This window comes from Serratia sp. CY47280 (genome assembly GCF_052168655.1).
Taxonomy (GTDB): Bacteria; Pseudomonadota; Gammaproteobacteria; order Enterobacterales; family Enterobacteriaceae; genus Serratia; species Serratia bockelmannii.
Genome location: NZ_JBJNMG010000001.1, coordinates 78,151 through 104,972, shown reverse-complemented (window position 1 = coordinate 104,972; position 26,822 = coordinate 78,151). Strand labels below are relative to the sequence as shown.

General features: G+C 55.0%; 31 protein-coding genes, 2 tRNA genes, 1 other RNA gene and 1 pseudogene. 10 read left to right on the top strand and 25 right to left on the bottom strand.

The features are described from left to right. From ACJ8J4_RS00585 to fabV, 7 genes are all read right to left on the bottom strand, one after another. Positions 1-336: a hypothetical protein gene (locus ACJ8J4_RS00585; protein WP_025302462.1), complete on the bottom strand. Its 336-nt coding sequence runs from the start codon at positions 334-336 to the stop codon at positions 1-3. 33 nt (positions 337-369) lie between these two features. Beyond that, positions 370-795 carry a hypothetical protein gene (locus ACJ8J4_RS00580; RefSeq protein ID WP_025302461.1) on the bottom strand — a complete coding sequence of 142 codons (426 nt, stop codon included), beginning with the start codon at positions 793-795 and terminating at the stop codon, positions 370-372. Positions 796-856: 61 nt separating this feature from the next. Continuing rightward, positions 857-1,156 carry a hypothetical protein gene (locus ACJ8J4_RS00575; RefSeq protein ID WP_043141607.1) on the bottom strand — a complete coding sequence of 100 codons (300 nt, stop codon included), beginning with the start codon at positions 1,154-1,156 and terminating at the stop codon, positions 857-859. Positions 1,157-1,326: 170 nt separating this feature from the next. Beyond that, positions 1,327-1,566, bottom strand: a complete 240-nt coding sequence (locus tag ACJ8J4_RS00570) for a hypothetical protein (protein ID WP_072008265.1) — start codon at positions 1,564-1,566, stop codon at positions 1,327-1,329. 227 nt (positions 1,567-1,793) lie between these two features. Then, complete coding sequence (locus ACJ8J4_RS00565) at positions 1,794-2,009, bottom strand: helix-turn-helix domain-containing protein (RefSeq protein WP_049295399.1); 216 nt, start codon at positions 2,007-2,009, stop codon at positions 1,794-1,796. A gap of 7 nt (positions 2,010-2,016) precedes the next feature. Then, a complete protein-coding gene (locus tag ACJ8J4_RS00560) occupies positions 2,017-2,580 on the bottom strand; it encodes a DUF2975 domain-containing protein (protein ID WP_033642723.1) in 564 nt (187 codons plus the stop codon). 157 nt (positions 2,581-2,737) lie between these two features. Then, positions 2,738-3,937, bottom strand: a complete 1,200-nt coding sequence (fabV, locus tag ACJ8J4_RS00555; protein ID WP_025302456.1) for an enoyl-ACP reductase FabV — start codon at positions 3,935-3,937, stop codon at positions 2,738-2,740. 285 nt (positions 3,938-4,222) lie between these two features. Here fabV and ACJ8J4_RS00550 point away from each other — a divergent pair, with 285 nt between their 5' ends. Continuing rightward, the gene (locus ACJ8J4_RS00550) at positions 4,223-4,525 is read left to right on the top strand and encodes a hypothetical protein (RefSeq protein ID WP_016928136.1); all 303 of its coding nucleotides are present in this window, start codon (positions 4,223-4,225) and stop codon (positions 4,523-4,525) included. Between the two features lie 50 nt (positions 4,526-4,575). Here the strand turns inward: ACJ8J4_RS00550 and ACJ8J4_RS00545 are convergent, their stop codons facing one another. From ACJ8J4_RS00545 to ACJ8J4_RS00530, 4 genes are all read right to left on the bottom strand, one after another. Further along, a complete protein-coding gene (locus ACJ8J4_RS00545; protein ID WP_025302454.1) occupies positions 4,576-4,926 on the bottom strand; it encodes a DUF4377 domain-containing protein in 351 nt (116 codons plus the stop codon). 135 nt (positions 4,927-5,061) lie between these two features. Beyond that, positions 5,062-5,469, bottom strand: a complete 408-nt coding sequence (locus tag ACJ8J4_RS00540; protein ID WP_049204185.1) for a hypothetical protein — start codon at positions 5,467-5,469, stop codon at positions 5,062-5,064. A 366-nt stretch (positions 5,470-5,835) separates the two neighbouring features. Beyond that, complete coding sequence (locus ACJ8J4_RS00535; RefSeq protein ID WP_197835492.1) at positions 5,836-7,068, bottom strand: hypothetical protein; 1,233 nt, start codon at positions 7,066-7,068, stop codon at positions 5,836-5,838. A gap of 676 nt (positions 7,069-7,744) precedes the next feature. Next, a complete protein-coding gene (locus ACJ8J4_RS00530) occupies positions 7,745-8,803 on the bottom strand; it encodes an acyltransferase family protein (protein WP_197835490.1) in 1,059 nt (352 codons plus the stop codon). A gap of 77 nt (positions 8,804-8,880) precedes the next feature. On the opposite strand from ACJ8J4_RS00530, the pseudogene ACJ8J4_RS00525 reads away from it, so the two are divergent. Then, positions 8,881-9,072, top strand: a pseudogene (locus tag ACJ8J4_RS00525) (tyrosine-type recombinase/integrase); the annotation flags it as partial. Between the two features lie 351 nt (positions 9,073-9,423). Here ACJ8J4_RS00525 and ACJ8J4_RS00520 read toward each other — a convergent pair. The 4 genes from ACJ8J4_RS00520 to ftnA form a co-directional block, all read right to left on the bottom strand. Then, complete coding sequence (locus tag ACJ8J4_RS00520; protein WP_025302452.1) at positions 9,424-9,765, bottom strand: YebY family protein; 342 nt, start codon at positions 9,763-9,765, stop codon at positions 9,424-9,426. Between the two features lie 69 nt (positions 9,766-9,834). Then, on the bottom strand, positions 9,835-10,716 hold the full coding sequence (gene copD / locus ACJ8J4_RS00515; RefSeq protein ID WP_049209425.1) for a copper homeostasis membrane protein CopD: 882 nt from the start codon (positions 10,714-10,716) through the stop codon (positions 9,835-9,837). Between the two features lie 2 nt (positions 10,717-10,718). Next, entirely contained in the window at positions 10,719-11,102 is a 384-nt protein-coding gene (gene yobA / locus ACJ8J4_RS00510; RefSeq protein WP_043141618.1) for a CopC domain-containing protein YobA, read from the bottom strand. A 324-nt stretch (positions 11,103-11,426) separates the two neighbouring features. Continuing rightward, positions 11,427-11,945, bottom strand: coding sequence for a non-heme ferritin (gene ftnA, locus ACJ8J4_RS00505; RefSeq protein WP_025302449.1), 519 nt, complete (start codon positions 11,943-11,945; stop codon positions 11,427-11,429). 344 nt (positions 11,946-12,289) lie between these two features. Between ftnA and ACJ8J4_RS00500 the strand changes: the two genes are divergently transcribed. Further along, positions 12,290-12,520, top strand: a complete 231-nt coding sequence (locus ACJ8J4_RS00500; protein ID WP_043141621.1) for a DNA polymerase III subunit theta — start codon at positions 12,290-12,292, stop codon at positions 12,518-12,520. A 30-nt stretch (positions 12,521-12,550) separates the two neighbouring features. Here the strand turns inward: ACJ8J4_RS00500 and pip are convergent, their stop codons facing one another. Both pip and ACJ8J4_RS00490 read right to left on the bottom strand, forming a co-directional pair. After that, entirely contained in the window at positions 12,551-13,504 is a 954-nt protein-coding gene (pip, locus tag ACJ8J4_RS00495; RefSeq protein ID WP_141997776.1) for a prolyl aminopeptidase, read from the bottom strand. Positions 13,505-13,660: 156 nt separating this feature from the next. Beyond that, the gene (locus tag ACJ8J4_RS00490) at positions 13,661-14,056 is read right to left on the bottom strand and encodes a RidA family protein (RefSeq protein WP_049203470.1); all 396 of its coding nucleotides are present in this window, start codon (positions 14,054-14,056) and stop codon (positions 13,661-13,663) included. 148 nt (positions 14,057-14,204) lie between these two features. Here ACJ8J4_RS00490 and ACJ8J4_RS00485 point away from each other — a divergent pair, with 148 nt between their 5' ends. Next, positions 14,205-15,101, top strand: a complete 897-nt coding sequence (locus tag ACJ8J4_RS00485; protein ID WP_060432881.1) for a LysR family transcriptional regulator — start codon at positions 14,205-14,207, stop codon at positions 15,099-15,101. A 4-nt stretch (positions 15,102-15,105) separates the two neighbouring features. Here the strand turns inward: ACJ8J4_RS00485 and dksA are convergent, their stop codons facing one another. Then, complete coding sequence (gene dksA, locus ACJ8J4_RS00480; protein WP_049203468.1) at positions 15,106-15,531, bottom strand: RNA polymerase-binding protein DksA; 426 nt, start codon at positions 15,529-15,531, stop codon at positions 15,106-15,108. Between the two features lie 369 nt (positions 15,532-15,900). Here dksA and ACJ8J4_RS00475 point away from each other — a divergent pair, with 369 nt between their 5' ends. Continuing rightward, positions 15,901-16,647: a carbon-nitrogen hydrolase family protein gene (locus tag ACJ8J4_RS00475; protein WP_049209422.1), complete on the top strand. Its 747-nt coding sequence runs from the start codon at positions 15,901-15,903 to the stop codon at positions 16,645-16,647. A 26-nt stretch (positions 16,648-16,673) separates the two neighbouring features. Then, positions 16,674-17,342, top strand: a complete 669-nt coding sequence (gene exoX / locus ACJ8J4_RS00470; RefSeq protein ID WP_004928833.1) for an exodeoxyribonuclease X — start codon at positions 16,674-16,676, stop codon at positions 17,340-17,342. A gap of 35 nt (positions 17,343-17,377) precedes the next feature. Here the strand turns inward: exoX and ACJ8J4_RS00465 are convergent, their stop codons facing one another. The 6 genes from ACJ8J4_RS00465 to ACJ8J4_RS00440 form a co-directional block, all read right to left on the bottom strand. Beyond that, on the bottom strand, positions 17,378-19,411 hold the full coding sequence (locus ACJ8J4_RS00465; RefSeq protein ID WP_049209421.1) for a S9 family peptidase: 2,034 nt from the start codon (positions 19,409-19,411) through the stop codon (positions 17,378-17,380). Positions 19,412-19,479: 68 nt separating this feature from the next. Next, a complete protein-coding gene (locus tag ACJ8J4_RS00460; RefSeq protein ID WP_089196517.1) occupies positions 19,480-20,133 on the bottom strand; it encodes a tellurite resistance TerB family protein in 654 nt (217 codons plus the stop codon). A 158-nt stretch (positions 20,134-20,291) separates the two neighbouring features. Beyond that, entirely contained in the window at positions 20,292-20,870 is a 579-nt protein-coding gene (locus ACJ8J4_RS00455; protein WP_015377474.1) for a TorD/DmsD family molecular chaperone, read from the bottom strand. Positions 20,871-20,912: 42 nt separating this feature from the next. Then, complete coding sequence (locus ACJ8J4_RS00450) at positions 20,913-21,650, bottom strand: phosphatase (protein ID WP_025302439.1); 738 nt, start codon at positions 21,648-21,650, stop codon at positions 20,913-20,915. A 90-nt stretch (positions 21,651-21,740) separates the two neighbouring features. Beyond that, positions 21,741-22,682: a glyoxylate/hydroxypyruvate reductase GhrA gene (gene ghrA, locus ACJ8J4_RS00445; protein ID WP_043141640.1), complete on the bottom strand. Its 942-nt coding sequence runs from the start codon at positions 22,680-22,682 to the stop codon at positions 21,741-21,743. A 126-nt stretch (positions 22,683-22,808) separates the two neighbouring features. Beyond that, positions 22,809-24,275, bottom strand: coding sequence for a peptide MFS transporter (locus tag ACJ8J4_RS00440; protein WP_025302437.1), 1,467 nt, complete (start codon positions 24,273-24,275; stop codon positions 22,809-22,811). Positions 24,276-24,722: 447 nt separating this feature from the next. Here ACJ8J4_RS00440 and ACJ8J4_RS00435 point away from each other — a divergent pair. From ACJ8J4_RS00435 to ACJ8J4_RS00420, 4 genes are all read left to right on the top strand, one after another. After that, a tRNA-Ser gene (locus ACJ8J4_RS00435) sits at positions 24,723-24,812 on the top strand. Positions 24,813-25,102: 290 nt separating this feature from the next. Beyond that, positions 25,103-25,192, top strand: a tRNA-Ser gene (locus ACJ8J4_RS00430). A gap of 46 nt (positions 25,193-25,238) precedes the next feature. Continuing rightward, positions 25,239-25,358, top strand: a non-coding RNA gene (locus ACJ8J4_RS00425) — RtT sRNA. 194 nt (positions 25,359-25,552) lie between these two features. Further along, the gene (locus ACJ8J4_RS00420) at positions 25,553-26,194 is read left to right on the top strand and encodes a DUF2971 domain-containing protein (protein ID WP_071826111.1); all 642 of its coding nucleotides are present in this window, start codon (positions 25,553-25,555) and stop codon (positions 26,192-26,194) included. Positions 26,195-26,358: 164 nt separating this feature from the next. Here ACJ8J4_RS00420 and ACJ8J4_RS00415 read toward each other — a convergent pair whose 3' ends face one another. After that, the gene (locus tag ACJ8J4_RS00415; RefSeq protein ID WP_025302436.1) at positions 26,359-26,715 is read right to left on the bottom strand and encodes a helix-turn-helix domain-containing protein; all 357 of its coding nucleotides are present in this window, start codon (positions 26,713-26,715) and stop codon (positions 26,359-26,361) included. Between the last annotated feature and the right edge of the window lie 107 nt (positions 26,716-26,822).

The following is a 26,822-nucleotide window of genomic DNA, read 5'->3' as shown; positions in this document are numbered from 1 at the left end:
CTAGAAGTTGTGCATGTAACACTTCGCCTCGGGGTGAGGATCTTTCGAGTGTCTGCGCAGGCAACGCTGCTTTTTCTCCTGCTGTTCCAGGTTCCGCTGCTGCCGCTCGGCGGCCTCTGCTGCCTCGCGCTGCTGTTCCCGTGCAATCGCCTGCTCGTTGACCAGCGTCAGGTTATCGACATTCCACACCTTGTGACGCAATGCATCACGCTTTTTCTGGTATTCCTCGGTGATCTTACTGTCCTTCGGCGCCGCCGCATGGTATTCCAGATCCACCCGCGCCTGCGCGAAGCTGGCGCAACACAAGGCCACGCCGGTCAACACTATCATTTTCATCGATAAACTCCTGACAAGTCCCTGTTCTCATCTTTAGCAATTCAGCGGCCGACCATTCAGCCAGGCCCGGCAATATGCGCCGACAAACGGCCGATGCGGCCCCATCAGGGACGTCCGGCGCAGACGCAGCGACAGGCAGCGAACAATATCGGCTCCCTGTTCGCAGGCCGATCGGGCGCTCTGGTGCCCCTGCGCAGAACGTCTCGCCGTTTTCTGTGTTTGCAACCACATTTCCAACGCTTCCCGCTCCGCACGCAGCCGCGCCAGCTGCATGCGCTCCGCCTGAATCTGTTCAACCAACCAAATATGCTGCAACAAGCCATCCAGCCGCGCCGGGCATCCCGCCGCAGAGGGACTTTCCGTCGAGGCGCCGGGCGAGGAATGGCGATCGATGAACGCCTGACTGCAAAATGAGGCCAGCAGCGCCAGCGCCGCAGCGATTAACGAGGGTATTTTCAATACACAAGCTCCATGAATAAGCCGACTGGGGCGCGCCACGAAAAATGACGCAGAGAACCGTTCAACAGCCATTGAGTGAAGACATATGAGGCTCTGCGGGATCGGGCGCATGTTGCCCTCCCGTCGCCGGCGTTTTCGCGTTTTCGGCAGCGCATTCCGCCAGACGCGCCAAGGTTTCAGCCTCGTTCTCCGTGGGTGGTGTCGGCACCGCCATCTCTTGTCGCAGGCCATGCGCCAGCTCTTTCAATTTCTTCTGAAACAGCACGGGAGAAACTCCCTCGCATTGCCGATCGTAACGGGCCGCATTTGCTTGCAGACTCAACAACGACATTATCAACATGGCGACAATACGCTTTGCCATTGAAAACTCCTGTAATGATGTCTAGGTATGTCGATATAAATTCAACAAGCAAAGATTCATCGTTTAAAGATAAATAACGCATCGGAAAAACAGAGTAGCGAATTAATAATAAACCGCTCCATAATATCTCTGAGATAACGTCTGGCGCCACGCTGAATAAAGAGTGGCGATTAGCGCCCCCCTATTTTCGACCAGTCCAGCGTACCGCCGATACCGACCCGGCCTTCATTCAGCACGGAAGCGGCGGATTCACCGGCGATAATACGCTGTTTTTGTTCTCGCGTTGCGGGCTGCGGTGCTCCCCAATTCCCCCGATGAGTGGAGGAGGATGAGGATGAAACCGTGGGGTAAATGGCACTGCATCCGTTTAATACCAGACACAATGCCAGAAGATAATTACGCCATGTCATACTATTCCCCTTAAAATAACGCCATTGGTAGTGACGGTAAATGAAAAATGAGTTTATTTAGTTTAATAACGTTCGCCGCATGCCATCGCCAGCGACAAAAAGAATACGCAAGTGTTAATCACCCGTTATTTTAATTAACCTGAATAAAACAAATATCGCTCAATAAGATAACGCTAATCGCAGAAATGGGCCAGCAGGTTCAGCGCACTTCCGAGTGCGCTGGGATCTTACTCTTCGCCGTCCGGCTGCCAGGTCAACAGATCGCCAGGCTGGCAGTCGAGAATGCGGCAGATCTTGTCCAGCGTTTCCAGCCTGACTCCCTTGACCTTGCCGTTTTTCAACAGAGACAGGTTTTGCTCGGTGATCCCCACCTGCTCCGCCAGCTCCTTTGAACGCATCTTCCTTTTGGCCAACATGACATCAAGACTTACGATTATTGCCACTCTATTCTCACACGAAAGAAAGCTGTTCTTCATTCAGCCGCAACGCTTCCAGAAATACCCGGCTAAATACCAGGATTGCGCAGCCTACGATCAGCGAGCGCACCGACTCGCTATTGACGCCATAATAAAGGATAAACAGCATTTTTTCATCGGCGGTCAATACCATCACCTGCAACAGACCAGCTAACGACGGGAACAACACATCGACGATCAGCAAGATGCCGATGATCTGCAACAGCACCATATTGTTGCGATGCCACACGTTGCCGCGGAAAAATTGATAAAACAGCCCGGCGCCGCACAGCAGCGCGCTGTAATAGGGCAAATAACCGAGCATGTCGATAACCAGCGTGGCGAACAGCGCCCAGCGTTGCTGCGGGATCGCGTAGGCAAGCAGCTCCGGGTAATATTCCCGGTAAGAGGCGACGATATCGCGATAGGCTACGCCCTGCAGCCAATCCCGCACAATGATGAACATCTCAACGCCGGTGCTGACGATCAGCATCGCCATAATGAGCAAACACAGACAACGCACGTACAGCGGCAGATGGATCCTTGGCGCAGCGCCCATAATTTTCTATCCCTTAATCAACAGCAATAAATTATCGTAAAACGATAATTTATTGCTGTCAATGATCAAGTGGACTGATGAGTCAGACGGTGGGCGCCAATGCGCGGGCAATAAAAAAGGCCGGGCTAACCCGACCTTGTTTGACTGCTCGACGCGCTTAGACCAGTTCGATCACGTCGAAGTTGGCTTCGCCGCTCAGATCGGCATCGTAATCAACGCCCTGCAGACCGAAGCCGAACAGGCGCAGGAATTCCGCCTTGTAGCCCTGGTAATCGGTCAGTTCGTTGATGTTATTGTCGTTCAGCTGCTGCCAGATTTCACGGCAGGTTTCCTGCACGGCATCGCGCAGTTCCCAGTCATCCAGGCGCAGACGGTGTTTCTCGTCGGTGTCCGGCGCCGCACCGCTGTACAGCTTGGTCGCGAACAGACGCTGGATCTGCTCGATGCAGCCTTCGTGAATGCCCTGCTCCTTCATGATTTTGAACACGATGGAGATATACAGCGGCATCACCGGAATGGCGGAGGAGGCCTGAGTTACCACCGACTTGAGCACCGCAACGTAAGCCGCGCCGCCTTTGGCCTGCAGCTTCTGGTTGATGGCCTGCGCCGCGCGATCCAGATCTTCTTTCGCCTTGCCCAGCGTACCGTGCCAGTAGATTGGCCAGGTCAGATCGGTACCAATGTAGGAGTAAGCGACAGACTGCGCGTTATCCGCCAGCACGCCCGCTTCGTCCAGCGCGTCCATCCACAGCTGCCAGTCCTGGCCGCCCATCACCTTCACGGTGTCGGCGATTTCTTGCTCGTTGGCCGGCTCGACCACGGCTTCAACCAGCACGTCTTTGTTGGTGTCCAGCGCAACGGATTTGTACGGCTCGCCGATCGGCTTCAGTGCGGAACGCACCACTTCGCCGGTTTCCGGCATTTTACGCACCGGCGAAGCCAGCGAGTAAACCACCAGGTCAACCTGACCCAGGTCTTTTTTGATCAGATCGATAACGGTCTGACGGCACTCGTTGGAGAATGCGTCGCCGTTGATGCTTTTCGCGTACAGGCCTTCTTCTTTAGCTGCCTTGTCGAAACCGGCGGAGTTGTACCAACCGGCGGAACCGGTTTTGCCTTCGCTGCCAGGCTTCTCGAAAAATACGCCGATGGTGGCCGCACCGCTGCCGAAAGCGGCATTGATGCGCGAGGCCAGACCGTAACCGGTGGATGCACCAATGACCAGCACCTTTTTAGGCCCGTTTTTCAGTTCGCCGCGCGACTTAACGTAGGCGATTTGCTCACGGACGTTGGCTTCACAGCCTGCCGGGTGAGCGGTGGTGCAGATAAAACCACGAATTTTAGGTTTGATAATCATAGTAATTTTTTCTTGGTAGCTAAAAACCGAAGGACAATATACCTGATTTTCTCGATATACTTAAGAAAGTGCGAAAACAAGCGCAGTGAACAGACCAGTTTAGTCGAGGGATCAGGGTTGCCCAACTCCGCATCGTGATGCCTCCACGCGCCACGCTTCGCACCCTCAGCGCGTTCAAGCCTTCCCTCTTAAATCAGCAAAAGTTGATCATGCTTCTGGCGTTGCGTTATGGTGTGGCTGTTTTTCGGTCGAATATCAGGGAAGATAAAATCACCAGGAACAGTGATGGAACCAACTTTATATTATATTCTTTCTACTCTCGCTGCCGCGGCCTGTCTGGCCGTGAAATACGGCTTCAGGCCGCCTCTGGGTTCCAAGGGTTATGTCGTTCTGGTTACGATATGTTTTTTAATCCTTTGCTGGCAATTTACCCTTTTTGCCAACGGCAACGCGATGTTTATTGCTGACTCTGAAACATGGACCAAAGAAAATTGGCCTCTACGCTACTGTGCGTTGGGGTTTGCTCTTGCACATGCCTTCGCCACTTTCGAATCCTCCAGAAGAAAGAAAAAAGACAAACTTTCCTGAAGTCGTCACCACCAAATGAAACGCCATTTGGTGGTGACAAGGTAGATCCATTACGCCTTGTTCTTTTCCAGCTGCTCAATCAGCGTATAACGCAGCGATGAGGCATCGGCCGGCACGTTCTCCACCGGGGTAACAAGCACTTTCAGCCGATACTGATAACCCGGTTCGAAGGTGAAACCCTCGATGCCGGTATAGAACAACTCCCACGGCTGCTGCGCGGAGCGGCGCACCTGCATGCACTTCATCGGGCCGACGCCCACGCAGTCCACCAGCGCGCTGTTCACCAGCAACACTTCCGTTTGGCCGCCTTTCTCATTTGCGGGCTGATTCATCGAGGTTCCCTCCTGGCTGCAGCCGGCCAATGCGGCCAACGCAACAAATAACAACGCTTTGATTTTCAATGTACTGCACCAATAGTCATGTAGGTCAGGCGATCCTAACAAATTGACTGGATGAATTGAACCTTGCTCCGTATCACAGGGGCGACATTATTCGCTCGCGCTTATTCTCCAAACTCATGCGTTACAGGACAGAGGTCATGACGGTAAGCTGTCGTTTTTATCATCGCAGTCAATGAGAAAACCGGCATCGCGAATCGCCGCCTTCACCTGCCTGGCGTCCATCACCGCCGTTTTCACATAGCCAAAAAAGGCCACCCGCGCGCCGGGCAAACGGACTGGCGTCGCCAGTTGGGCACTGAGTTCGCGATTGCGCTGCGCCATCAACTCGGCACGCGTCTGCCAAAATGCAGCCGGTTCGGAGGGAGTTTCAGTGGCGGTTTCGAACCGAGACGCCAATTCGCTTAGCGCCTCCCACTCCGCCAACAGGGCGGCAACCACTTCAGGATTAGCCACCTGCCCCCAGTCAGAGGGTAAAATCCCCTCACGCCACGCCTCAAGGTAGCCGGGCAACGCCCTCTTCAACCGACTCAGCCGATCGTTCAACGCAGGTTTCCTTTTACAACGCCTAATGTCTTGATATTCCCCATAATGTCACTCTCGTTTAATCGGTGATGGGTGCATTGACCGGAGCTTATCAGCGCCATAGATGACGTAATGACTTTTAGTGCGGCTAAATTAGCGATATGTGCGGGTGGGGATGGAGATCGGGTTGGTGGCTGTGATTCGAAAGAGGAGCGGGGAATTGTTGCTGGAGGATCAAGAGGAATTTAATTATAAATTAATCACAAACAAAAACGAATACGATACCTATATGTACAAAAGAATGAACACATCTCTATAAAAATACAAAAAACCCCGGATTCTCCGGGGTGAATTATTAAATCAATAGTAAATTAATAGGAGGGAAGGTTATTTTATGGATTCTTTTATCCCATACATGTTCCGATCGCTATCCATCGAAATCCCACCGGGGAACTGCTGAACAGCGTTGGGCCCAGACGTTGCCACATAGTCAGTATTTGAGGGGCTCCCCTCAAAGTACCTCTGGCTAGAGTCATTAGGAAATACAACAGCATTAATCATATTATGGCCTGCGTTATTCCCCCATTTGAGTTGTGCTATTTTATTGTTATGGAGTTGAAGATTGAGGTTATTAACACCAGAATAAGACTCATCATCACCTATTTGAACACCATAAGTTCTGTTGGCATAAAATGTTCCTTGTACGATAGAATCATTAGAACGCAGCAGCAAACCTACACCTTTATTGGCCTCACTTTCAATCCCATAAGCAAGAATATTTGCCCCTGACTCAGTCCTCATGCCATTACCGTTAGCATACAGATGGGTATTAGTAAGCATTAAACCTCCGCCGCTATAAAAGCCCTCCTTATGCAGAACATCAATCCCCCACCCTCCATTGTTAGCAGCAATCATCCCAGAAACGATCGAATCATGCGGTCCTCGCATCGTCCATCCATTACCTTTATTGCTAATTAATTTTACTCGAGTAAAGTAAGACTCCATTGCATCATTTTCATCTGGATGAACAGAACCGCTTGGAATAAATTGAGTAACTAATGCATCTCCAGAGAACCGCTCGATTGATACATCTTCAAGCCAGAACCATAAACCATATATTTCAACACCATTAACGCTGGCTTTTTTTCCATCACCACCATCAATAGTAATGTCTTTTATTTTTATGTATTTAACACCAGGGAGGCTTTTTCTATCACCATCTAATGGCGATGCAATTTTCAATGCATTTTTTTCGCTCAGGCTTGATAGTTTTTCATAGTCAGCACTTTGAATAATAGGCCCAGAAGAAGCCGAGGATAATTTCAACTGAGTGCGATAGATTCCAGAACCGATAACTTGGGATGCATTATCAATTACAATGCAAGGTGACGCACTGCAAGTCCACACGCCTGGCGAAAACTCAATTACTTGCCCAACACCAAGCTTTATTGTAGATTTAATCTCACCCGGTTCATTGGCTTTGATAGTAATTTGCTTGCCATTGGCGGCAATTATCTCTTTATTAATAATGTCGCCAACATCTGCCGTAGAAAATGCATATGCATAATTAGCCACCATAAACGGAATAATTGATAAAAAAGACACATACCCCTTTGTCATTGTTAGACATCCTTTTAACTTAAATTTGAGAGCCAATAATTTAATGATAGATAACAAAATGTCAACTTCAAAATACTTCAAGCGTCACATTTATCGAGGTGTTAGCAACACATCACCATTACTAGCATGGCCTGTCTATCCGAAGTTCGCTCGTCCCCAAATACACCATTACGAGAATTATTTCCTGGTGATGTGATGCTAAGGTTCCTGTGCATCCGTGGTTACAGTTGACCGTCCCCATTGCTGTACTAGTTCTAATGCGGGTTCCTGATAACCATTGACCCTATCCCAAAATCAGTGCAGTGCTAAATCAGAGAGGAGCTCAAAAGTAGGTATTGGCGTCCGCGATGTTCTTAGCATTTCTGCGGCCCCCTCAGCACGATCTGCATCGTCAGATACTCCACTGCTGCTACTTTCGCCTCACGACTAAACTTAAACGCGGCATCAGTCGACTGAGCTGCGCTATCTGCAGACTAGCTACTCTTTGCTTCGTCTGTTGCTTGTTGCGTACTGCAGGCTCCCAGCATAATTTTTTTGCCAACGACGCCATCAACGGGCAATCCTTCAGATGACATAGATGATTCCCCGAGATAATTCAGATTATGAAATGGTTGTTTTAATTGGGACGCGGATAAAAAAGCCCCGAATTACCCAGGGCTTACATTGATTTTTTTATTTATTGCACTGCAAGTTTAACCTCTGCTTTTCTTATGGCTTTTTTCCTTAATTTCTCTGATTGCCTTTCAACGGCTAGATACATTAAAATGCCAAACCCTATCACGAAAGCAAAAGCCATAAATAACTTAACCGGGGTTAAGTCAGTTCTGTCTAGCGCCCAGAAAATATAGTTATACAAATAAATAGAAAACGAGCACTTCCCTACAAATGCTACACTGCGCACAACGTGCGGCACACGCTTTCCTGAGAACCGATTAATAAGTGATACCATTAACAATGCAAAAACCGATGAAATCAACACTTCATATAGTTTAATCTTGTTATTAAAGCCATGCCCTTTGTAGAAAAGAAGCAATACAAATAACGCGATCAATATCCATTGAGCTTTCAATTTTCTTATAAATGAACCTATTCTGTTTTGATATATGGCGCAAAGCCACCCCAAAACGAAAAGTGAAAGGTAAGATGGAATGCCCCATGTTAACAATTGATTCTCACTGTAAACATTAATCAAAATACTAACAGCAAACACACTGACCAACAAAACAACTCTTCCCAAAACAGTGGTAAATAAAACAACCAGAGCAGGGAGAATTAAATAAAACTGCATCTCAACAGCGAGCGACCAATAAACCCCACTAATTGAGAAAAATGTCTTTTCTGAAAAATTGTGAATAAATAAAGCATGGGATATTACATCAAAGCCCCCTGTAGGTTTTGTTGCAATGCCAAAACCTCGAATTAGAACAAACCAAACCGCGATTGATATGTAAAATGGAATAGCTATCCGCAAGTATCTTTTTAAAAAATAGATGCCATACTTCTTTGCTGAAAAGCCACTTGAAAATGCTTTTCCACTTGACCCAGCCATACAATAGCCTGAAATTACAAAAAACATTCCAACGCCGATCCACCCGTTACCAAAAAGCCCCATCACATCGAAGCCGAATGGTAGCGGTCGGCCTAAAGAACCGGACCATAGGAAAAGGTGAAAGGCGGTAACGAGCATAACCGCTACACCTCTAAAAAAGTCAATAATATCATTGCGCTGAGACATGTCATTTCCTTTAGTTATTGACGCAATGATAAGCCACCTACCAGCAGATTACCAACCTATCGGAACATAGGAGTAACTCAATCCATCCCAACGGGCTAACGAAAAAGTTTATCGCCGCGCGGAAAGCATCAGGTTTGGAATTTCAGGCAAGCCCGCCGACGTTCCACGAGATCCGAAACCTGTCCGGCCGCCTGTACGAAAAGCAGAACGACAAGGCATTTGCCCAAAAGCTGCTGGGGCATACAACGGAAATGAAGACGCTGAAATAGCTTAAAACGAGGGGGAAGGAGTACGTGATGCTGTAAAAAACCGAATATCAAAATTCGAGTAAATTTCGACTAATTCCGATTTTTTCAAAAAAAGACTTATAAATCAATCACACAAAAAAAGACCGAATACGATTCCTATATTCGGTCTAGGGAAATGGCTCTTGGGAGAGAGCCGTGCGCTAAAAGTTGGCATTTAATGCAGGGCTTGTTCAGCCGTGCACTTTAAGAGTAGCCTACCGCGCCAGTTTTGCCAGCCGCCCGACGGCCGCGTGATAGTTTCGTGACGAAATAACTATGCGGCAAATGCGCATCAATCCGCGCACGTTGGGCAAGGCGTTGGCAAACAAGCGGTTAGTCAGCGCACAGCTTCTCGGCGCGTTCAATGAACGGCGCCAGGCTCATTTTTTTCCCTGGTTCGGCAGGGTCGTCCAGCAGGAGCACCTCCAGCGGCTGCGCACGCTGATGGCCCTTCTTCACCTGCTGCTCCGCTGCATCGTTGAGCGGGTATTGCATCAAGGTGCTGTTGTTGAGCACGAACAGCGCGCCGCCGCTGCGGCACTGCAGCGTCACCTCTTCCTTGGTGAACGCCCACTGTTTGCCGTACTCCAGTTTAGTGATGTTCACCAGTTTGTCTGCCGCCAGCGCGCCGGTCGCGGTTGCCAGCAGCGTAATGCCGAGTAATACCGATTTCATGTGTTGGCCTTAAGGTTGCTATTCGCGTCGATTTTCCCGCAGCTTGCCTGCCTGCGGCAAGCTGAAATGTCATACCGGCGCATAGGTTGCAAATAAACTGACCAGCAGCAGCACCGCCATCCCCAGCCCGACTTCGAGCCAGCAGGCCAGCACCACGCCGCGCTGCGCCAGCGCCGGCACGCGGCTCATTGCCGGCACGATAGCGTAGCGATTGGCCAGCGCCACCATCACCATCAGCGCCACCAGCGCAGTTTTAATCAGCAGCAGGCGCTGATAAGGCGAGCTGAGGTTAAGCGGCCAACCACCGAGAATGATCAGGCTGTTGACGATGCCGGTGACGATCACCGCCGCCACCGCCAGGTGCCCCCAGCGCGAGAAACGGATCAGCGTGGTGATGGCGTCGCTGCGCCACTGCGGCGGCTGCAGGTAACGCAGGCAAACCAGCAGCGGCGCCAGGCTGCCGAACCAGTAACCGGCGGCCAGCAGGTGTATCGCATGGTTGGCGCGGTGCAGCGCGCCCAACGTGCCTTCGTGCATCGCCGCGTGGCCGATAAACGCCAGGCTCACCAGCAGCAGCGCCGAACACAGCGCCAACGCCTGCGCGCGCGGCCGCTCCGGCAGCAGCAGGCTCAGGATCGCCAGCAGCGACAGGCCCAGATGCCAGCGCCACACTTCGCCGAAGGTGGTGCCGAGCACCGCCCACCAAACCTCCAGCCGCCAGGCGTCTTGCCAACCGTCGCCCATCTGCCCGGCCTGAATAGCCAGCAGCGCCACGGCAGAAAGCCCGGCAGCCCAGGTGCCGGCAAGCAGCAGCGGGCGCACATCGCGGGAGAGGATCGGGGAGAGGCGCTGCGGTGACAATAAGGCGGTGAACAGACTGATGCCGAACATCAGCATCACCGCCGCAAAGTGCACCAAGCGACACAGAACGAACAGGGTCGCCAGAGTCACGATCAGTTTACGGTGAAGCTGTACTGGCCTTTGGTTTTATGCCCGTCGACCGACACCACATGCCAGCTGACGTTGTATTTGCCCGCGCTCAGCTCGCCGTCGATCGGCACGTTGACCTGGGTGTTATTGTTCGGATCGAGCTGCAGCTTGCCGGTTTTCACCACGGTGTTGTCCGGGCCGGTGATTTTCACGCCGCTGAAGTTCGGCTCGATGCCTTCGGAGAAGCTGAGGGTCAGCGCCTTCGGCGCCGGGCTGACGCTGGCGTCGGCCTTCGGCGTTTCCACTTTCAAGTGGGCGTGTGCCAGCGCTTGCTGTGAAGATAGGCCAACGAACAGGACGAAAACGGTGGAAAGCAGGCGACAGGAGGAACGAATTTTACCGATCACAGTGGTATCCCTTAACAGTAAAAGAGGGTCATAAGGGTTAAGGCCACAGCCAAGGCGATGTATCAGCGGCCCCAACCCACCGCAAGTGATTGCGCCACGGGTAAACAGAAAAACGGGTTATATCGGCTAACCCGCTGTTTTGACTCTACCATCCCTGTAGCGTATCGCGGTAAATCATAACGACCACGCCTCAGCAAGTCGAGCGCATCACTGGCATTTTGCGATCCGGCAGCACGTATCGCCGCATAACCGCGATAAACGCAGGGTAAAAAAAACCGCGCGTCAGGCTCGCCTGCGCGCGGTTTTTCGATGTTCTGGTGCAGATTAAGCCTGGCCGTTGCCGCCCTGGCCCATCGCGCCCATTTTCTTCAGATCTTTGTCGATGAAGAACAAGCCTTTGCCGCTGGTGCCCACCAGCGCCAGCTTATCCAGCACGGATTTGAACAGTTTCTCTTCTTCATGCTGCTCCGCCACGTACCACTGCAGGAAGTTGAAGGTGGAGTAATCGTGCGCGGTCATGGCGGCGTGCGCCAGTTCGTTGATCTGACGGGTGATCAGCTGTTCGTGTTCGTAGGTCTGCTGGAACACGTCCGCCAGCGATTCGAACGCCACCGGCGGCGCGGCGATGCTGCCCAGCAGCGGTAGAGAACCGGTGTCGCTCAGGTAGTCGAACAGGCGTTGCATATGCTGCATCTCTTCCTGAGAGTGCTCTTTAAGAAATGCGGCGGCGCCTTCAAAGCCTTTATCGCTGCACCATGCGCTCATCTGCAGGTACAGGTTGGCGGAGTAGAACTCCAGATTCAGTTGCTCATTCAGCTTTTGAGTCATTTCTTGCGTCAGCATAATGATTCCTTTTATTTTGCAGGTCATGAATTTAATTTCCGCGCATTATGCCCTGCTGCCGTAAAAATAAAAACACCTTATTTACACTCAAATCAAATTAATTATAAAAACCATAAATATCAATAAATTAAAATATCACCAATACATTGAGAATTAACATGATAATTATTTTCATCTTTTATTTTAATCATAAAGCGAATCATTCTTATTTAAAAGAATAAATAGATTGCATTACTGCTGGATAAATATCTCCCGCGACGACGGCGCAACGGGCTTGCCAAGCGCCGCCGGGTGGATTACCTTCTGCGCAGATTCAATGCGGCAAAGTAAGTAAGGAGCATAGCGTGGGTTACAATCTGGCCGAGTTGTCCAAAGAAGAGATGGACAGGGTGAACGTGGATCTCGCCGCCTCAGGCGTGGCGTACAAAGAGCGCTACAACATGCCGGTGATCCCGGAAGTGGTAGAGCGCGAGCAGCCGGAGCCGCTGCGCGACTATTTTCGCGAGCGCGTGGCGCACTACCGCGCGGAATCCCACAGATTTTCGCGCCTACCGTACGAGCCGAAGGTCAAATAACAAAACCCGCCATTACGGCGGGTTTTTGCGTCACTTGCCGGCGAACCGGTCGGTGGCGATCATCAGCTGGTGCAAAATACCCGGCTCATCATACGAATGCCCCGCCCCTTCCACGATATGCAGCTCCGCCTCCGGCCAGGCCTTGGCCAGATCCCAGGCGTTCTGCACCTGGCAGGCCATGTCATAGCGGCCGTGGACAATCACCGCCGGAATATGGCGGATCAGCGGCACGTTACGCAGCAGCTGGTCGTCGCTCTCCAGGAAGCCCAGATGCGTGAAGTAGTGGTTTTCAATACGGGCGAACGCCAGCGCGAAATCATCCTCGCCAAACGAAGCAGATTCACGGCTCGGCAACAGCGTGACCGTCTCCCCTTCCCACACGCTCCACAGCTTGGCCGCTTCAAGCTGCACCTGCGGATCGGCCGAGGTCAGCCGCTGCCGGTAGGCGGCGATCACGTCTTTACGTTCTTCATCCGACAGAATGGACAGCACGCGCTCCCATTTGTCCGGGAAGAAGCGCGAAGCGCCGTCCTGGTAATACCAATGCAGCTCCTGCTTGCGCAGGGTGAAGATGCCGCGCAGCACCATTTCACTGACGTGCTCCGGGTGGGTCTGTGCATAGGCGAGCGCCAGCGTAGATCCCCAGGAGCCGCCGAACACCAGCCACTGCTCGACGCCGGCCATTTCGCGCAACCGCTCGATATCGGCCACCAAGTGCCAGGTGGTATTGTTGTCCAGGCTGGCGTGCGGGCGGGAACGGCCGCAACCGCGCTGATCGAACAGCAGCACCTTGTAGCGTTCGGGATCGAACAGTTGACGATGATGCGGGGAGATACCGCCACCCGGTCCACCGTGAATGAAGACCGCCGGTTTACCGTTCGGGTTACCGCTCAGCTCCCAGTAGATCCGGTGGCCATCCCCAGTGTCCAGCCAACCGCTGTCGTATGCCGCTAACGGCGGGTACAAACCTCGTAATTGTTCCATGGCGCTTTCCGTCTCTCTGTGAGTCATGCTTTCATCAAAGCGGAAGCCGCCCGGCAGGTCAACGGTAAAACCCGAAAACTCGAACGCGCGCCGAGAACTCGGCGCGCGTTTGCTCAAAATCACATCGACCTGCCTGCAAAACGCCCACAGGCCCGATCAGTTAAGGTGCGCGATCGCACTGATCTCCACCAATTGCTCAGGCGAAGCCAACCCGGTGACGCCGATCAGCGAACCGGCGGGCCGGTGATCGCCGACATAGCGCTTGAACAACGCAACGCACGGTTCAAAGTGCGCCAGTACATCGGTCAGGTAGATCTCCACATACGCCAGGTTCGAACGTTCGGCACCGAATCCCGCCAATACCCGATCCAGATTGTCCAACGTCTGTTGGGTTTGCCGTTCGATATCGCCCGCACCGACAAACTCCCCCTGCATATCATGGGAAAACTGCCCAGAGATGTAGAGGGTATCCTTGACGCGATAGCCTTGGGACACGCCATTCTCCTCTTCCCAAATGACCCCGTGGTGGTAGTGCGTGATGCCATTTTTCATGCTGTTTCTCCAACCGCTTATCGTTTCCATGACGACTATAATCGTTTGATTGGCGAATGGATGTCGTCACTGAAACGACGTTGGCAATGCATTTAATATATTGAATATGTTAAATTTATTGTCTTTTCACCGGTTCTCGGAGGGCAGCATGCTACGGGCGAATCTCAATGACATTCAGGTTTTCATGGCCGTCGTCGACGCCGGCAGTTTTGTCGCCGGCGGACAGACGATGGGGCTATCGCGTTCGGCGGCGGGCAAGGCCATCGCGCGTCTGGAGCAGCGGCTGAGCGTGCGGCTGTTGCATCGCACCACGCGTTCGCTTGGCCTGACCGACGAGGGACGAGAGTTTTATCGACGTGGCCTGCAGATCCTCGCTTCGGTCGACGATGCCGAGGCCAGCGTGGCCGGCGACAAGGGCACCGCACGCGGAGTGCTGCGGTTGACCGCCCCTTCCGCCTTCGGCAGACGGATCCTGTTGCCGCTGGTGCCGAAATTTCTCGTCGCCTGGCCTGAGGTGCAGGTGGAGATCAGTTTTTCCGATCGCCTGGCGGATGTCGTGGAAGAAGGATTTGATTTGGCAGTACGGATCGGCGTCACGGCGCCGGATACCCGGCTGGTGTCCAGAACCCTCGCCAGGTATCGCGCCCTGCTGTGCGCCTCCCCCGCCTACCTCGCCGCCCGTGGCGAACCACATACCGTCGAGTCGCTCGCCGGGCACGAGGCTCTGCTGTTCAGCAGCCGCAACCAAAAACAGCCCTGGCGGCTGCGTGACGAGCGCGGCGAATGGGTCAAGGCCCCAGTTCGCGGCCGCCTGCGGCTGGACAGCGGAGAAGCGCTGCACGATGCAGCCTTGGCCGGGTTGGGCATCGCGTATCTGCCGGACTTTATGATTGCGGAGGATTTGGCCGCCGGTCGTCTGCAGCAGGTGCTGCGCGCCGTGGAGGGTGAAGAAGTCAGGATTGTGGCGCTCTATCCGAATAAGCGCCTGCTGGAACCCCGCGTCAGGCGCTTTCTCGATCTCTTGGTGGATACGCTCGGCGGCTGAAACCTTACCCGCCTTTGCGCATATGCGGCTCGCGCATCTCCTGCGCGGTTTTCGCCTCGATACTCAGCTCCGCCGTCGGGCGCAACATCAGGCGTGCCAAGCCGATGGGTTCGCCGGTTTCCCGGCAGTAGCCGTACTCGCCGTTCTGCAACCGCGCCAGCGCCGCATCGATTTTCGGCAGCAGGCGGCTTTCGCGATCCAACTGGCGGAACAACAGGCGCAGCTCTTCTTCGCGCGCCGCCTTGTCGGCTTCATCGCCCGTCGCTTCGCCGCTGTCGATCGCCTTCTTCAGCTCATCGATGTGCAGCAGCAGTTTTTGCCGCTCATCCTGCAGCAGCTGGCGGAAAAAAGCCCGTTGAACCGAGTTCATGTAATCAGAATCCGGCATGGCCAGCAGTTGCTGCGCATCCGGTAATGTCATCACTGTCATTGCGTTCTCCGAACCCTAAAAGTGTAATATTATAACATAATAATTATTTTAAGCACCCGGTCATCCAAAAACAAAATTTCACGTACAAACAGCCAGTTACACACTACTGGCACTTTGTCGCTTGCATCCTGTCGGCTTTAGGCGGTTAATGGCTGAGCAAGCCACCCAATCATAGGTAACGAGAGGCCATCATGAGTAAGGGAATGGATAGCAAAAAAAATGCGAAGAAGAAGCCGTTGAAAACCCCAGCAGAGAAACGTGCGGAGAAACGCGCCAAAAAAGCGCATCCGTCTGGTGAGTAAGCGTCCTTCCATCCGTCATTAAACCCGCCAAGGCGGGTTTTTTATTGCCTCACTGGAGAGATGGCCAATGCCCTGCTTTACCCTCGCCGCAGCCCAATACCCCGCCGCTGCGGCCAATATCGCCTGCAACCTTGAACGTCACCTTGAATTTGTCGCGCAGGCAGCCGAACAGCAGGTGCAACTGCTGGTTTTTCCCGAACTGTCGCTAAGCGGCTATGAGCTGGCCGATGCTGCCGAACTGGCGCTGACGCTGGGCGATCCGCGTCTGCAACCGCTCGCTGCGGCGGCGCAATCGCATCAGATGACGATCATCGTCGGCGCGCCCTTGCGCAGCGGCCAGGCGCTGCATATCGCCGCCTTGATCTTTCACCCCAACGGCGCGGTGGCCGCCTATACCAAGCAACATCTGCACGGCGCGGAACAACAACGGTTCTTGCCCGGTAATGGCGGCACGCTGCTGGAAATACATCGGCAACGCATCGCGCTGGCTATCTGCGCCGACACCTCGCAAGCCGGCCACGCAAGCGCCGCCGCGCTGGCGGGTGCGCAGATTTATGCCGCCGGCGTGCTGGTATCTGAAGCCGGTTACGCGAAAGACAGCGCCGCGCTGGCAGGCTATGCCCGTCGTTATGGCATGGTCACGCTGATGGCCAACCATGCAGCGCCAACCGGTGGCTGGATCCCGGCAGGCCGCAGCGCCATCTGGGATGAAACGGGAGCGCTTTTGGTTGCCGCACCGGATGACGCCCCTGGTCTTATCATCGCCGACAAGACCCGCGACGGTTGGCACGGCCGCCTGTGCCGGTTAAGCTGAAGCCTGACGGCAACGCGGAGGAAAACATGACGTTACGCGTAATAGATACCGAGACCTGCGGGCTGGACGGCGGCGTGGTGGAAGTGGCCTCCCTCGATCTGCTCGACGGCCAGTTAACCAACCCGATGAGCGATCTGGTCAGCCCGGATCGCCCCATCAGCCTCGACGCGATGGCGATTCATCACATCACCGAACAGATGGTGGAAGGCAAACCGCGCATTGCGGTGGCGATCGGCCGCTATCAGGGCAGCCCATACTATGTGGCGCACAACGCCGCCTTCGATCGCGGCGTGCTGCCAGAGATGAACGGCGCCTGGATCTGCACCCTCAAGCTGGCGCGCACGCTGTATCCGGACATCAAGTACGGCAACCAGTATCTGCGCTACGCGCTGAATCTGGACGTGCAGCTGCCGGCAGATGCCACGCTGTACCCGCACCGCGCGCTGTATGACTGCTACGTCACCGCCGCGCTGCTGCAACGCATCATCAAGGATTCGGGCTGGACGCCGGAGCAAATGGTGCAGATCACCGAACAGCCGGTGCTGCTGAAGAAGTTCAAGTTCGGCAAGTATCGCGGGCAGGAGATTGATCGCATCGCCCAGGAAGATCCTGGCTATCTGCGCTGGATGCTGAAATCCATCGACGATCTGAGCCCGGACATGAAGCACACGCTGAAATACTATCTGATTGGCTAACACGGCGGGCGGCGCAGGCCGCCCGCCGAACGCTATTATTCCGCCAGCGCCAGAATGAAGGCGTACTCCAGTGCAATATCCTCATAGGCCTTGAAACGGCCGGATTTTCCGCCGTGGCCGGCATCCATGTCGGTATACAACAGCAGCTGCCGATCGTCGGTTTTCAGCTCGCGCAGCTTGGCCACCCACTTGGCCGGCTCCCAATACTGCACCTGCGAATCGTGCAGACCGGTGGTCACCAGCAGATGCGGGTACTCCTGCGCCTTCACCTGATCGTACGGGCTGTACTGTTTGATGTAGTCGTAATAGGCCTGCTCGTTCGGGTTGCCCCACTCGTCGTATTCGCCGGTGGTCAGCGGGATGGACTCATCCAGCATGGTGGTCACCACGTCGACGAACGGCACCTGCGCCACCACGCCGTGGAACAACTGCGGCGCTTGGTTGATCACCGCGCCCATCAGCAGACCGCCGGCGCTGCCGCCCATCGCGAACACCCGCTTACCGTCGCCGTACCCCTGGGCGATCAGCGTTTCGGTCACGTCGATAAAATCGTTGAAGGTGTTCTGCTTGTTGAACAGTTTACCGTCTTCATACCACAGCTGCCCCAGCTCACCGCCGCCGCGAATGTGCGCCAGCGCGAACACGACACCGCGATCCAGCAGGCTCAGGCGGCTGGCGCTGAACGCCGGATCCATACTGCTGCCGTAAGATCCGTAGCCATACACCATCAGCGGGTTGGTGCCGCGCTGGAAGCTGTCCTGGCGATACACCAGCGAGACCGGCACTTCGACGCCGTCGCGCGCCTTCACCCACACCCGCTCGCTGCGGTAGTTTTCTGGCGTGAAGTTCTTCACTTCCTGCTGTTTGAGCATCGTCCGCTCGCCGCTGTCCATGTTCAGCTCGTACAGCGTGGTCGGGGTGGTCATCGACGAATAGCCGTAGCGCAGCAGCGCGGTCTCCGGATCCGGGTTATACGCCAGCCAGGTGGTGTAGGTCGGATCGTCGAAGGCGATGCGCTTCTCTTCGCCGCTTTGCCAGTGGATCTGGCGCAGCAGCGTCAGGCCGGCATTACGCTCTTCCACCACCAACCAATCACGGAACAGGCTGAAGCCCTCCAGCATGACGTCGCCGCGCGGGGCGATCAGCGTCTGCCACTGCGCTTCATCCGCCTGTTCGCTTTGGTACAGGCCGAAGTTCTTGCCGTCCTTGTTGGAGCGAATATAGAAATGCTGGTGATAGTGATCGATGGCGTACTCGTGATCCTTGCGGCGCGGCACGAACAGCTGCGGCTTGGCGTCCGCGCGATCGGCATCCAGCAGCAGGATCTCCGAGGTGGTGGTGCTGCTCAGGTGGATCAGGATAAAGCGCTCGGAGGTGGTCTTCTCCAGCCCGACGTAAAAGGTATCGTCCCGCTCTTCGTAGATCAGCTCGTCCTGCTGCGGATCGCTGCCCACCACGTGGCGATAGACCTGATACGGCAGCAGCGTCTTGGCGTGCTTGCGCACGTAGTAGACCGTCGAGGAGTCGTTGGCCCACTCGAAGCTGCCGGAGGTGTTTTCCAGCACTTCGTCGGCCCAGCTGCCGTCGGCCAGGTTCTTGAAGCGAATGTCATACTGGCGGCGCGACAGGAAATCCTCCGCCACCCCCAGCCGCTGGTTGTCTGGGCTGACGTCCAGCCCGCCCAGGGTATAAAACTCGTGATTCTCGGCGCGCTGGTTGCCGTCAATAAGCACCTCCCAGTGCTCACTCTCGGCCTGAGGCTGGCGCACGGAAATCGCGTATTCGTTGCCCGGCTCGTAGCGCGTCTGATAGCGATAGCCGTGGCGCACATAAGGCACCGAATGTTCCTGCTGCGGGATACGCGCCACCATCTCTTCGTACAGGGTTTCACGCAGCGCCTGCTGTGGCTTCAGCATCGCATCGGTATAGGCGTTCTCCGCCTGCAGGTAGTCCAGCACCTGGCGGTCTGCGCGCTCATCGTCGCGCAGCCAGTAGTAGTCATCCACGCGCGTGTCGCCGTGGATAGTGATGGGATAAGGACGTTTTTCCGCTTTCGGTGGGGTCATCATTGCTAAATCATCCGCTTACATAGATTGCGGCAAGAGTGACACGATTCCCCCCGGCTTGCCAAGCGGCGCTACGCCAGCTCGCGCTTTTTCTCGTTGACGTCGCTCTCGATGCCCTGCTTGACGTCCGCCGGGATCTTCAGCGCCTGTGCCAACGCATCGAGATAGCCGCGCTCCATAAAATGATCGACGTCGATCACCAGACAGCTCAGGTAATAAACCTCCAGCGCCTCGTCTTCGTTTTGCACGCTGCGGGCGATCAATTCCGGGTTGAGCGGCTGATCGAGCGCTTCCTGTACCCAACCCTGCGCCTCTTCCCCCACCTGCAACTGCGCCAGGCTGTGATCGATGGCACGCTGCTCGTCGGCATCGATATGGCCGTCGCTCTTGGCGGCAAACACCAGCGCCTGCACCAGGCGTTTGGCGCGCAGATCCACCGGCGTGGTTTGCAAACCGAACTGCGGTTCGTCCTGATGGGTCTCTTTCACCCGCTGTTTGTACTTGTTCCACAGCACTGCGCCCACCGCCGCGCTGCCACCGATAATCAGCGCATTCTTGCCGAACTTGCCCACCAGCTTGCGCGAGGACTTGTTGGCCAACAGCACGCCGACCAGGCCGCCCAGCGCCGTGGGCGCCAGCAGCTTGCCGATGCCTTCCGCCCCGCCTATCGCGCCGGCCTTCTGCCCGATCAACGTTTGAATCTGCTGCATCCAGTTACTTTTCATCATCTACCCCTTGCGTGAAAAAACGCGGCGCGCAGGCGCGGCCGAACCGACGGTAAACCGCCAGATTAGGGGATCTTTTGTCAATTTACGTCTGGGGGATGCAAACCTGTGTTTAGCGGATCGGCGGGCCGGACGGCCCGCCGGGATAAGCTGCGGCGTTACGCGTCTTCGTCGCCCGCTTCGTCGTCCTGCTCGTACTCCGCCAGCTCGTCGCGCATCGCCTGGATGGCGTCACGAGTCATCAGCGCCAGCGTGCGGTAGAAACCGGTGGTGGCGTGCGCTTCCACTTTACCGAGGAAACGGCCGCACCACGGCAACAGGAACTCGTCGAACAGCGCGATCTGCGCCTGTGCTTCATCTTCCTGCGACTGATCTTCCAGCCAGGACGCCGCCAGCAACAGCTGGCCGAAATGGTCGGCCGGTGCCTCCGCCAGCGGCATGCCGCGCTGCTGCAAGAAGGTGCGCACTTCCGCTTCGCTGGCGCCTTCGACGTAGTCGGAGCGGAACGGCGACACGCTGCACTCGCTGCCGACGAACATCGCGTTGAAGTCGGTCGCCAGTTGGTTGACATCGCAGCCCTGCTGCAGGCGCTTCAGCAGGTCATCCTGCTCCAGCGGCCAGTGCTGCTGCAGCTTGCCCTCTTTGATCAGCGCAAACAGCGGCACCAGCAGCGGATCCTGCGGCTGGCGGTAGAACAGCGTACCCAGCACGCGGCAGACAATCGAAAACTCATTCATGATAAAGCCTTATTCAATACGGAAAATTTTGCCGGGACGATGTCACAAATCGGCCAATTCCGCAATCGCCGGCTTGCCGCGCCGTTCGAGAAAATCCAGCAGCCGGCGCGGGCTGACGTTGAGAATGCGCTCCTGCGGGAAGCCCACCTCGTCGATGATGCGCTCGCAGTGCTCAAAGTTACCCAGCGAAAAGGCAACGTGCGAATCCGAACCCAGCGCCAACCAACCGCCGGCATCGCGCACGGCGGCGGCGATCGCCCGGCAGTTGGCCTCGCTGCCCTTGCGGGAGTGGGTGAACGACGAGTTATTCAGCTCCAGCGCCACCTCGTATTTGGCCGCCGCCGCCGCGACGGCGGGAATGTCGATCGGATAACGTGGGTTGCCGGGGTGGCTGATGATATGCACGTCCCCCTGCGCCATCGCGGCGATCATCGCTTCAGTATTGGACGCTTTATCCTGCGGCGCAAACACCGGCTCGTGGAAACCGGCGATGATCACGTCGGTGGCGGTCAACATCGGGCCGGTGCAGTCGATGTCGCCCTGTAGGTTTTTGATGTTGGCTTCGATACCGCGCAAGATGCCCACGCCGTTCACCCGGCGCGGCCAGACGTGCATGTTCATAAAGTGCCAGTAGTGCGGCGCATCGGCCATGTCCGGGCCGTGATCGGTGATGGCGAACAGCTTGATGCCCTTCTGCTGGGCTTCGGCGATGTAATCGTGCAGCGTGCTGTAAGCGTGGGTGCTGGCGACGGTGTGCATGTGCAAATCAACGGGGTACATTGTTTCTCCTTCCAGAGGGCCCGCCCGCAAAGGTACGGGCAGGCGCGATGACGATAACAGCTTATCAGTTACCGAACGGCGGCTGAAGGATCAGTAACCCCGCTGCCTGTCGACCACGCCGGCCGGGGTGTGCCCCGCCTCCAGCGCGCGGATGTTGGCGGCGATCTGATCCATCGCCTGCTGCGGCAACGTGATGGCAGCAATATGCGGGGTTATGGTGACACGCGGATGACGCCAGAACGGGTGATCCTGCGGCAGCGGCTCGCGGGTGAACACGTCCAGCGTGGCGGCGGCCAGCTGCCCCTGCTCGAGCGCCGCCAGCAGATCGGCCTCCACCAGGTGTGCGCCGCGCGCGATGTTGATGAGATAGGCGCCCGTGCTCAACTGCGCGAACAGCTCGCGGTTGAGGATGCCGACGGTCTCCGGCGTATTGGGCAGCAGGTTGATCAGCAGTTTGACGCCGTCGAGGAAGGCCGCGCGCTGCGCCTCCCCGGCGAAACTTTGCACGCCGTCGATCTGTTTGGCGCTGCGGCTCCAGCAGCGCACGCGAAAGCCAAACTCGGTCAGCTTGCGCGCCACGCTCTGCCCCAGCACGCCGGCGCCGAGGATGCCGATGGTGAAATCATCCAGCGAGTGAGGATCGAGCGGCTGCCATTCCTGCCGCTGCTGCAGCGCCTGATACTCGTCGAAACGGCGGAAATAGCGCAGTACATAGCTCAGCGCATATTCCTGCATCTGCTGCGCCATGCCGGTATCCTCCAGCCGCAGCAGCGGCACGCCGGCGGGCAGCGTGCCGGGGTGTTTGCGCTCCTGATCAAGAATGGCATCGACGCCGGCGCCGAGGGCGAACACCGCTTTCAGATCGCGGCGGTTGGCCAGCATTTCGTGCGGCGGGCGCCACACCAGCGCGTAATCGGCTGGCCGCTCGTCGCCGCGCTGCCACTCGCGGATCTCGGCCTGCGGTAGGCGTTGCTTGATGCCGGCCAGCCATTCCTGGGCGTTAAACAAGGGGTGGTAATAAATGATGTTCATACTGCGGGCTCCCGTTTGTTTTTATTGGTTTTCCTCCAGCCTTCCGCGATTCGCCGCCGGATGCAAGCGTTAAAGCCCAAAATAAAAACAGCCCCGACCAGTGGGGCTGTTGCGCATACTCGCCAATCAGGCGGCAGACGGGCCGTCGCGCCGGATAAGGCGCCGCAGCAGCGGAATGAGAATCAGCATCGCCACGCCGACGCCCGTCGCCCCCCAGCCCAGCGCGCTGAAGATTTCGCTGTAGCCGGGATTGGTTTGCAGCGGCGTGTTGCCGCTGTTTTCCGGCATCAGGCCGGAGACGTAGCCCGCCAACACCGAAGCGACGCCGGTCACCATCATCCAGCAGCCCATCATCACGCCCTGATAGCGCGGCGGCGCCAGCTTGCCGATCATCGCGTAACCGATCGGCGAGATCATCAATTCGCCAACGCTTTGCAGCACATAGCTGATGACGATCCATTTAAACGCCACCAGCCCGTCGCCGCCCACCATGCTGATGCCCAGCGGCAGCACCAGCATGCCGAGCCCGATACAGAACAGCGATCCGGAGAACTGCAGCGGAATGTCGATGTTGCAACCGCGAGCGCGCAGGCGATTGAACCACCAGGCCAGCAGCGGGCCGCCCACCACGATCACCAGCGTGTTGATGTTCTGGATCCACTGCGGCGCCACCTGAATGCCGTAAACGTTCAGATTGATGTTGTGCTCGGAGAACAGCATCAGCCCCATCGGCGCCAGCTGGTACAGCGCCCAGAACACCAGCGAGCCCAGCGCCAGGATCAGATAAGCCGCCATTCTGCGGCGCTCATCGCGCGGATGGTGGCGCAGCGTCACGACGCACAGCATCAGGAAGATCAGCGCGCCGAGCACAATCACGAAATGGCCGCTGAACTCGGCGTGGGTCAGCATCACGCGGATGATCGGCACCAGCGCTACCAGCACCGCCAGCCCGACCAGCATGCGCCAACGGTATTGGCTGCGGCTGGCATCGTGCAGCGGCGTATTGAGATCGGCCAGAATGCGCCAACGGCAGACGGCGACGATAATCGCCGCCGCGTTGCCCAGCGTGGCAAACAGGAACAGCGCGCGGTAGTTTTCCGTCAGTTGGAAATAACCGGCGACGGTAAAGCCGACGAAGAACCCGAGGTTCATGCCGGCGTAGTTCCACAGGAAGGCCGATTCGCGCCGATCATCGTCCGGCTTGAAACGCTGCGTCAGCATCATATTAATGCAGGTCACGTTAAGGCCGCTGCCGGTCAGGAACATCGCCAGCCCCCAGTACAGCCCCCACACGCCCGCGACGGCAATCAGCGCGCAGCCGATCACCTGCAGCACCATGCCGAGCACGAACAGGTTGCGGTTGCTGAGGAAACGGCCGCCGAGATAGCCGCCGAACATGTGCAGGCCATAGTTGAAGGCGCCGAACACGCCCATCATGGCGTTGGCGCTGCTTTCGTTGAAGCCCAGCCGCTTGGTGGCGTACAGCACCAGCGTGGAATAGAGTACGGCGAAACCCAGCGTGGCGAAGATCTGGATGAAGAACAGCGCCCCCGCACCGGGGGGAATGGCATGGCGCGCTTGCGGCGCCGGCATGGCATCTGAAGGAGTCAAAACGAACCTCTACTGCATTATTATGTAATGAGTCTGTCCCTGTCTGCGATATCGCCGGCCTGTCACCCGGCAATCTGCGCGGCGTTGTGATGTTCCTTGCCAAAAACGCCGCGCCGACACAATTCCATTTAGCGACACATCTGACTAATAATCCAGTATTAATGCATATAACAGCAGACAACCTAACGTCAGTGGCGATATATTGAGCTACCTGTACAGAAAAAGGTCAAACAATCGTCTTTTATGGATTCCGACTGCGGTCTACCCTGCCCACGTGTGGCCACGAGTGGGAATATCGTTCGGTAAATCAGCAAATTGCTGCAAGTTTGGCTAAACAGTCATGAGAATGAAATAAGAGGGTTGACGCTGAGATCAGATTCTCCTACATTAGCGCCCGTCGACAGCGCAAAGCGTTATCGACAACAAAACGGTGAGGTGTCTGAGTGGCTGAAGGAGCACGCCTGGAAAGTGTGTATACGCGAAAGTGTATCGAGGGTTCGAACCCCTCTCTCACCGCCAAATTTAAAGAGAAAGCCTGGATTCGCGTCCAGGCTTTTTTTTTTGCATGGCGCTCTGCGCATCTCCCCCCCCTCAGCAACCGTGTTTCCCATTTCCGCCGGTTATCCACGAGCCTTACTTCTGATTTTCTCACCCTTTCATGGCTTCTGCCCTACCGTTCGCCGCAGTTTTCAGCAAAGTGCACACGGCTTGAGCGGACGAACAAAAACACAGAAATTATTCTTGACCGGATCGGCCCCACTCCCTATAGTAGCGCCCCGTTGCAGCGATGATTTCGCAACAAAAAATATGGTGAGGTGTCCGAGTGGCTGAAGGAGCACGCCTGGAAAGTGTGTATACGCGAAAGTGTATCGAGGGTTCGAATCCCTCCCTCACCGCCATATTCTACGAAGAAGCCTGAACTCACGTTTAGGCTTTTTTGTTTGCATAGCGCACCGACCGGGAGGGTGAGAATCCTCGACAGGGTTCGACAAAACGCCCGCGTTTTGGACCGCCAACGGCGGCCCGCAGGGTGAGCGCAGCGAATCTATCCCTCCCTCACCGCCATATTCTAACGAGAAAGCCTGAGCGAAAGCTCAGACTTTTTTGTTTATGATTGTATACTAATCGCCAGATAGAAAATTGGTGTTCAAACAGAGTCATGCGCAACTAGTATAAATTACCGCAATACGTAGCGACAAGAACAAGCTGCAACCATTCAAAATTTCCGCAAAACACGGTATAAGGTTATAAATAAAAATATGATTGTTTATTACTTCACATCAGCAAAGTATGGAATTGATAATCTCAAGCATAAACGATTAAAGATATCAAACTTTTTAAATGTCAATGATCCATTTGAGCTACTAGGTGTCGAATTAGGTGATAAAAAAGTACGGAATGCTGCAAATTTTGAGAAAAATAAAATATCCGAAGAATATGGGTTAATATGCTTTAGTGAAGATAAATATAACCCAGTTCAGTGGGCCCATTACGGCGATAATCACAAAGGTGTTTGTCTCGGGTTCGAGATCCAAGAAGAACTCCTCCAAAAAGTCAAATATGTTTCCGAACGCCTATTGAAAAAAACAATAGAAGAATCAGAATTTAACAAAAAGATACTCACTACTAAATTTAGCCACTGGAATTACGAGAAAGAAAGAAGATTAATAATTAAGAATTGTAATTTCCCTGAAGATAGTAACGGCATAAGATTTAAAGAGTTTGACACTGACATCGTACTTAAAGAGATTTATATCGGCTGTAAATCTAAGCTAACATATCAAGATATTACTTCTTCATATAGCAGTGCAAACAAGAGTGTTGTCGTAAAGATGACAAGGCCAGCATTTAAAACCTTCCGTATTGTCTGGGATAAAAGGAATAAAAGCACGCGTACTTAGCATTATATACAACCCCTACAATAGATAAATAGAAGCATTGTAAATAAAACACAGAATAGAAAAACTCAATAGAACTATTGAATAGCTTTAATAGATAGAATCCTGTCACTGACAAAAAAGCCCGAACGCAAATTCAGGCTTTTTTATCCCCACTGCCCAACCGATCAGTGGTGCGTGCATCTCACCGACGTTGGCTGCGCCAACGCACGGCGCCAGTCACCCGGCGTTTGGCCGAACTGGCGCTTGAAGCTGCGGTTGAACGACTGCTGTGAGTCGAAGCCGAGCGAGATCGCCACGCTGACAATCGGTTCACCGCTGTTGGCCAAACGCTCCGCCGACACCTTCAATTTTTGCATACGGATATACTCCCCCAACGCGTAGCCGGTCTGGCGCTTGAACATGCGCTGCAGATGCCATTTGGAGTAGCCCGCGCGGTCCGCTACGGTGTTGATATCCAGTTTTTCTTCCAGATTGTTGTCGATCCACGTCTTCAAATCGGTAATGAAACCCGTCGTGTTCATGCTGATGCTCCCATCATTCGGCAGGGTCCCCCTCTGCCCGATGCACATACGTTGCAACAGTTTCGCTTTAAATGCAATTTTTATTATTGCATTTACCAGAAAGCCGC

Coding starts and splice junctions, on each gene's coding strand:
- ACJ8J4_RS00585 (WP_025302462.1), bottom strand. CDS start 336: ATGAAAATGATAGTGTTGACCGGCGTGGCCTTGTGTTGCGCCAGCTTC.
- ACJ8J4_RS00575 (WP_043141607.1), bottom strand. CDS start 1,156: ATGGCAAAGCGTATTGTCGCCATGTTGATAATGTCGTTGTTGAGTCTG.
- ACJ8J4_RS00570 (WP_072008265.1), bottom strand. CDS start 1,566: ATGACATGGCGTAATTATCTTCTGGCATTGTGTCTGGTATTAAACGGA.
- ACJ8J4_RS00560 (WP_033642723.1), bottom strand. CDS start 2,580: ATGGGCGCTGCGCCAAGGATCCATCTGCCGCTGTACGTGCGTTGTCTG.
- fabV (WP_025302456.1), bottom strand. CDS start 3,937: ATGATTATCAAACCTAAAATTCGTGGTTTTATCTGCACCACCGCTCAC.
- ACJ8J4_RS00550 (WP_016928136.1), top strand. CDS start 4,223: ATGGAACCAACTTTATATTATATTCTTTCTACTCTCGCTGCCGCGGCC.
- ACJ8J4_RS00535 (WP_197835492.1), bottom strand. CDS start 7,068: ATGACAAAGGGGTATGTGTCTTTTTTATCAATTATTCCGTTTATGGTG.
- ACJ8J4_RS00530 (WP_197835490.1), bottom strand. CDS start 8,803: ATGTCTCAGCGCAATGATATTATTGACTTTTTTAGAGGTGTAGCGGTT.
- ACJ8J4_RS00520 (WP_025302452.1), bottom strand. CDS start 9,765: ATGAAATCGGTATTACTCGGCATTACGCTGCTGGCAACCGCGACCGGC.
- ftnA (WP_025302449.1), bottom strand. CDS start 11,945: ATGCTGACGCAAGAAATGACTCAAAAGCTGAATGAGCAACTGAATCTG.
- pip (WP_141997776.1), bottom strand. CDS start 13,504: ATGGAACAATTACGAGGTTTGTACCCGCCGTTAGCGGCATACGACAGC.
- ACJ8J4_RS00490 (WP_049203470.1), bottom strand. CDS start 14,056: ATGAAAAATGGCATCACGCACTACCACCACGGGGTCATTTGGGAAGAG.
- ACJ8J4_RS00485 (WP_060432881.1), top strand. CDS start 14,205: ATGCTACGGGCGAATCTCAATGACATTCAGGTTTTCATGGCCGTCGTC.
- dksA (WP_049203468.1), bottom strand. CDS start 15,531: ATGACAGTGATGACATTACCGGATGCGCAGCAACTGCTGGCCATGCCG.
- ACJ8J4_RS00475 (WP_049209422.1), top strand. CDS start 15,901: ATGCCCTGCTTTACCCTCGCCGCAGCCCAATACCCCGCCGCTGCGGCC.
- exoX (WP_004928833.1), top strand. CDS start 16,674: ATGACGTTACGCGTAATAGATACCGAGACCTGCGGGCTGGACGGCGGC.
- ACJ8J4_RS00465 (WP_049209421.1), bottom strand. CDS start 19,411: ATGATGACCCCACCGAAAGCGGAAAAACGTCCTTATCCCATCACTATC.
- ACJ8J4_RS00460 (WP_089196517.1), bottom strand. CDS start 20,133: ATGAAAAGTAACTGGATGCAGCAGATTCAAACGTTGATCGGGCAGAAG.
- ACJ8J4_RS00455 (WP_015377474.1), bottom strand. CDS start 20,870: ATGAATGAGTTTTCGATTGTCTGCCGCGTGCTGGGTACGCTGTTCTAC.
- ACJ8J4_RS00450 (WP_025302439.1), bottom strand. CDS start 21,650: ATGTACCCCGTTGATTTGCACATGCACACCGTCGCCAGCACCCACGCT.
- ghrA (WP_043141640.1), bottom strand. CDS start 22,682: ATGAACATCATTTATTACCACCCCTTGTTTAACGCCCAGGAATGGCTG.
- ACJ8J4_RS00440 (WP_025302437.1), bottom strand. CDS start 24,275: ATGCCGGCGCCGCAAGCGCGCCATGCCATTCCCCCCGGTGCGGGGGCG.
- ACJ8J4_RS00420 (WP_071826111.1), top strand. CDS start 25,553: ATGATTGTTTATTACTTCACATCAGCAAAGTATGGAATTGATAATCTC.
- ACJ8J4_RS00415 (WP_025302436.1), bottom strand. CDS start 26,715: ATGAACACGACGGGTTTCATTACCGATTTGAAGACGTGGATCGACAAC.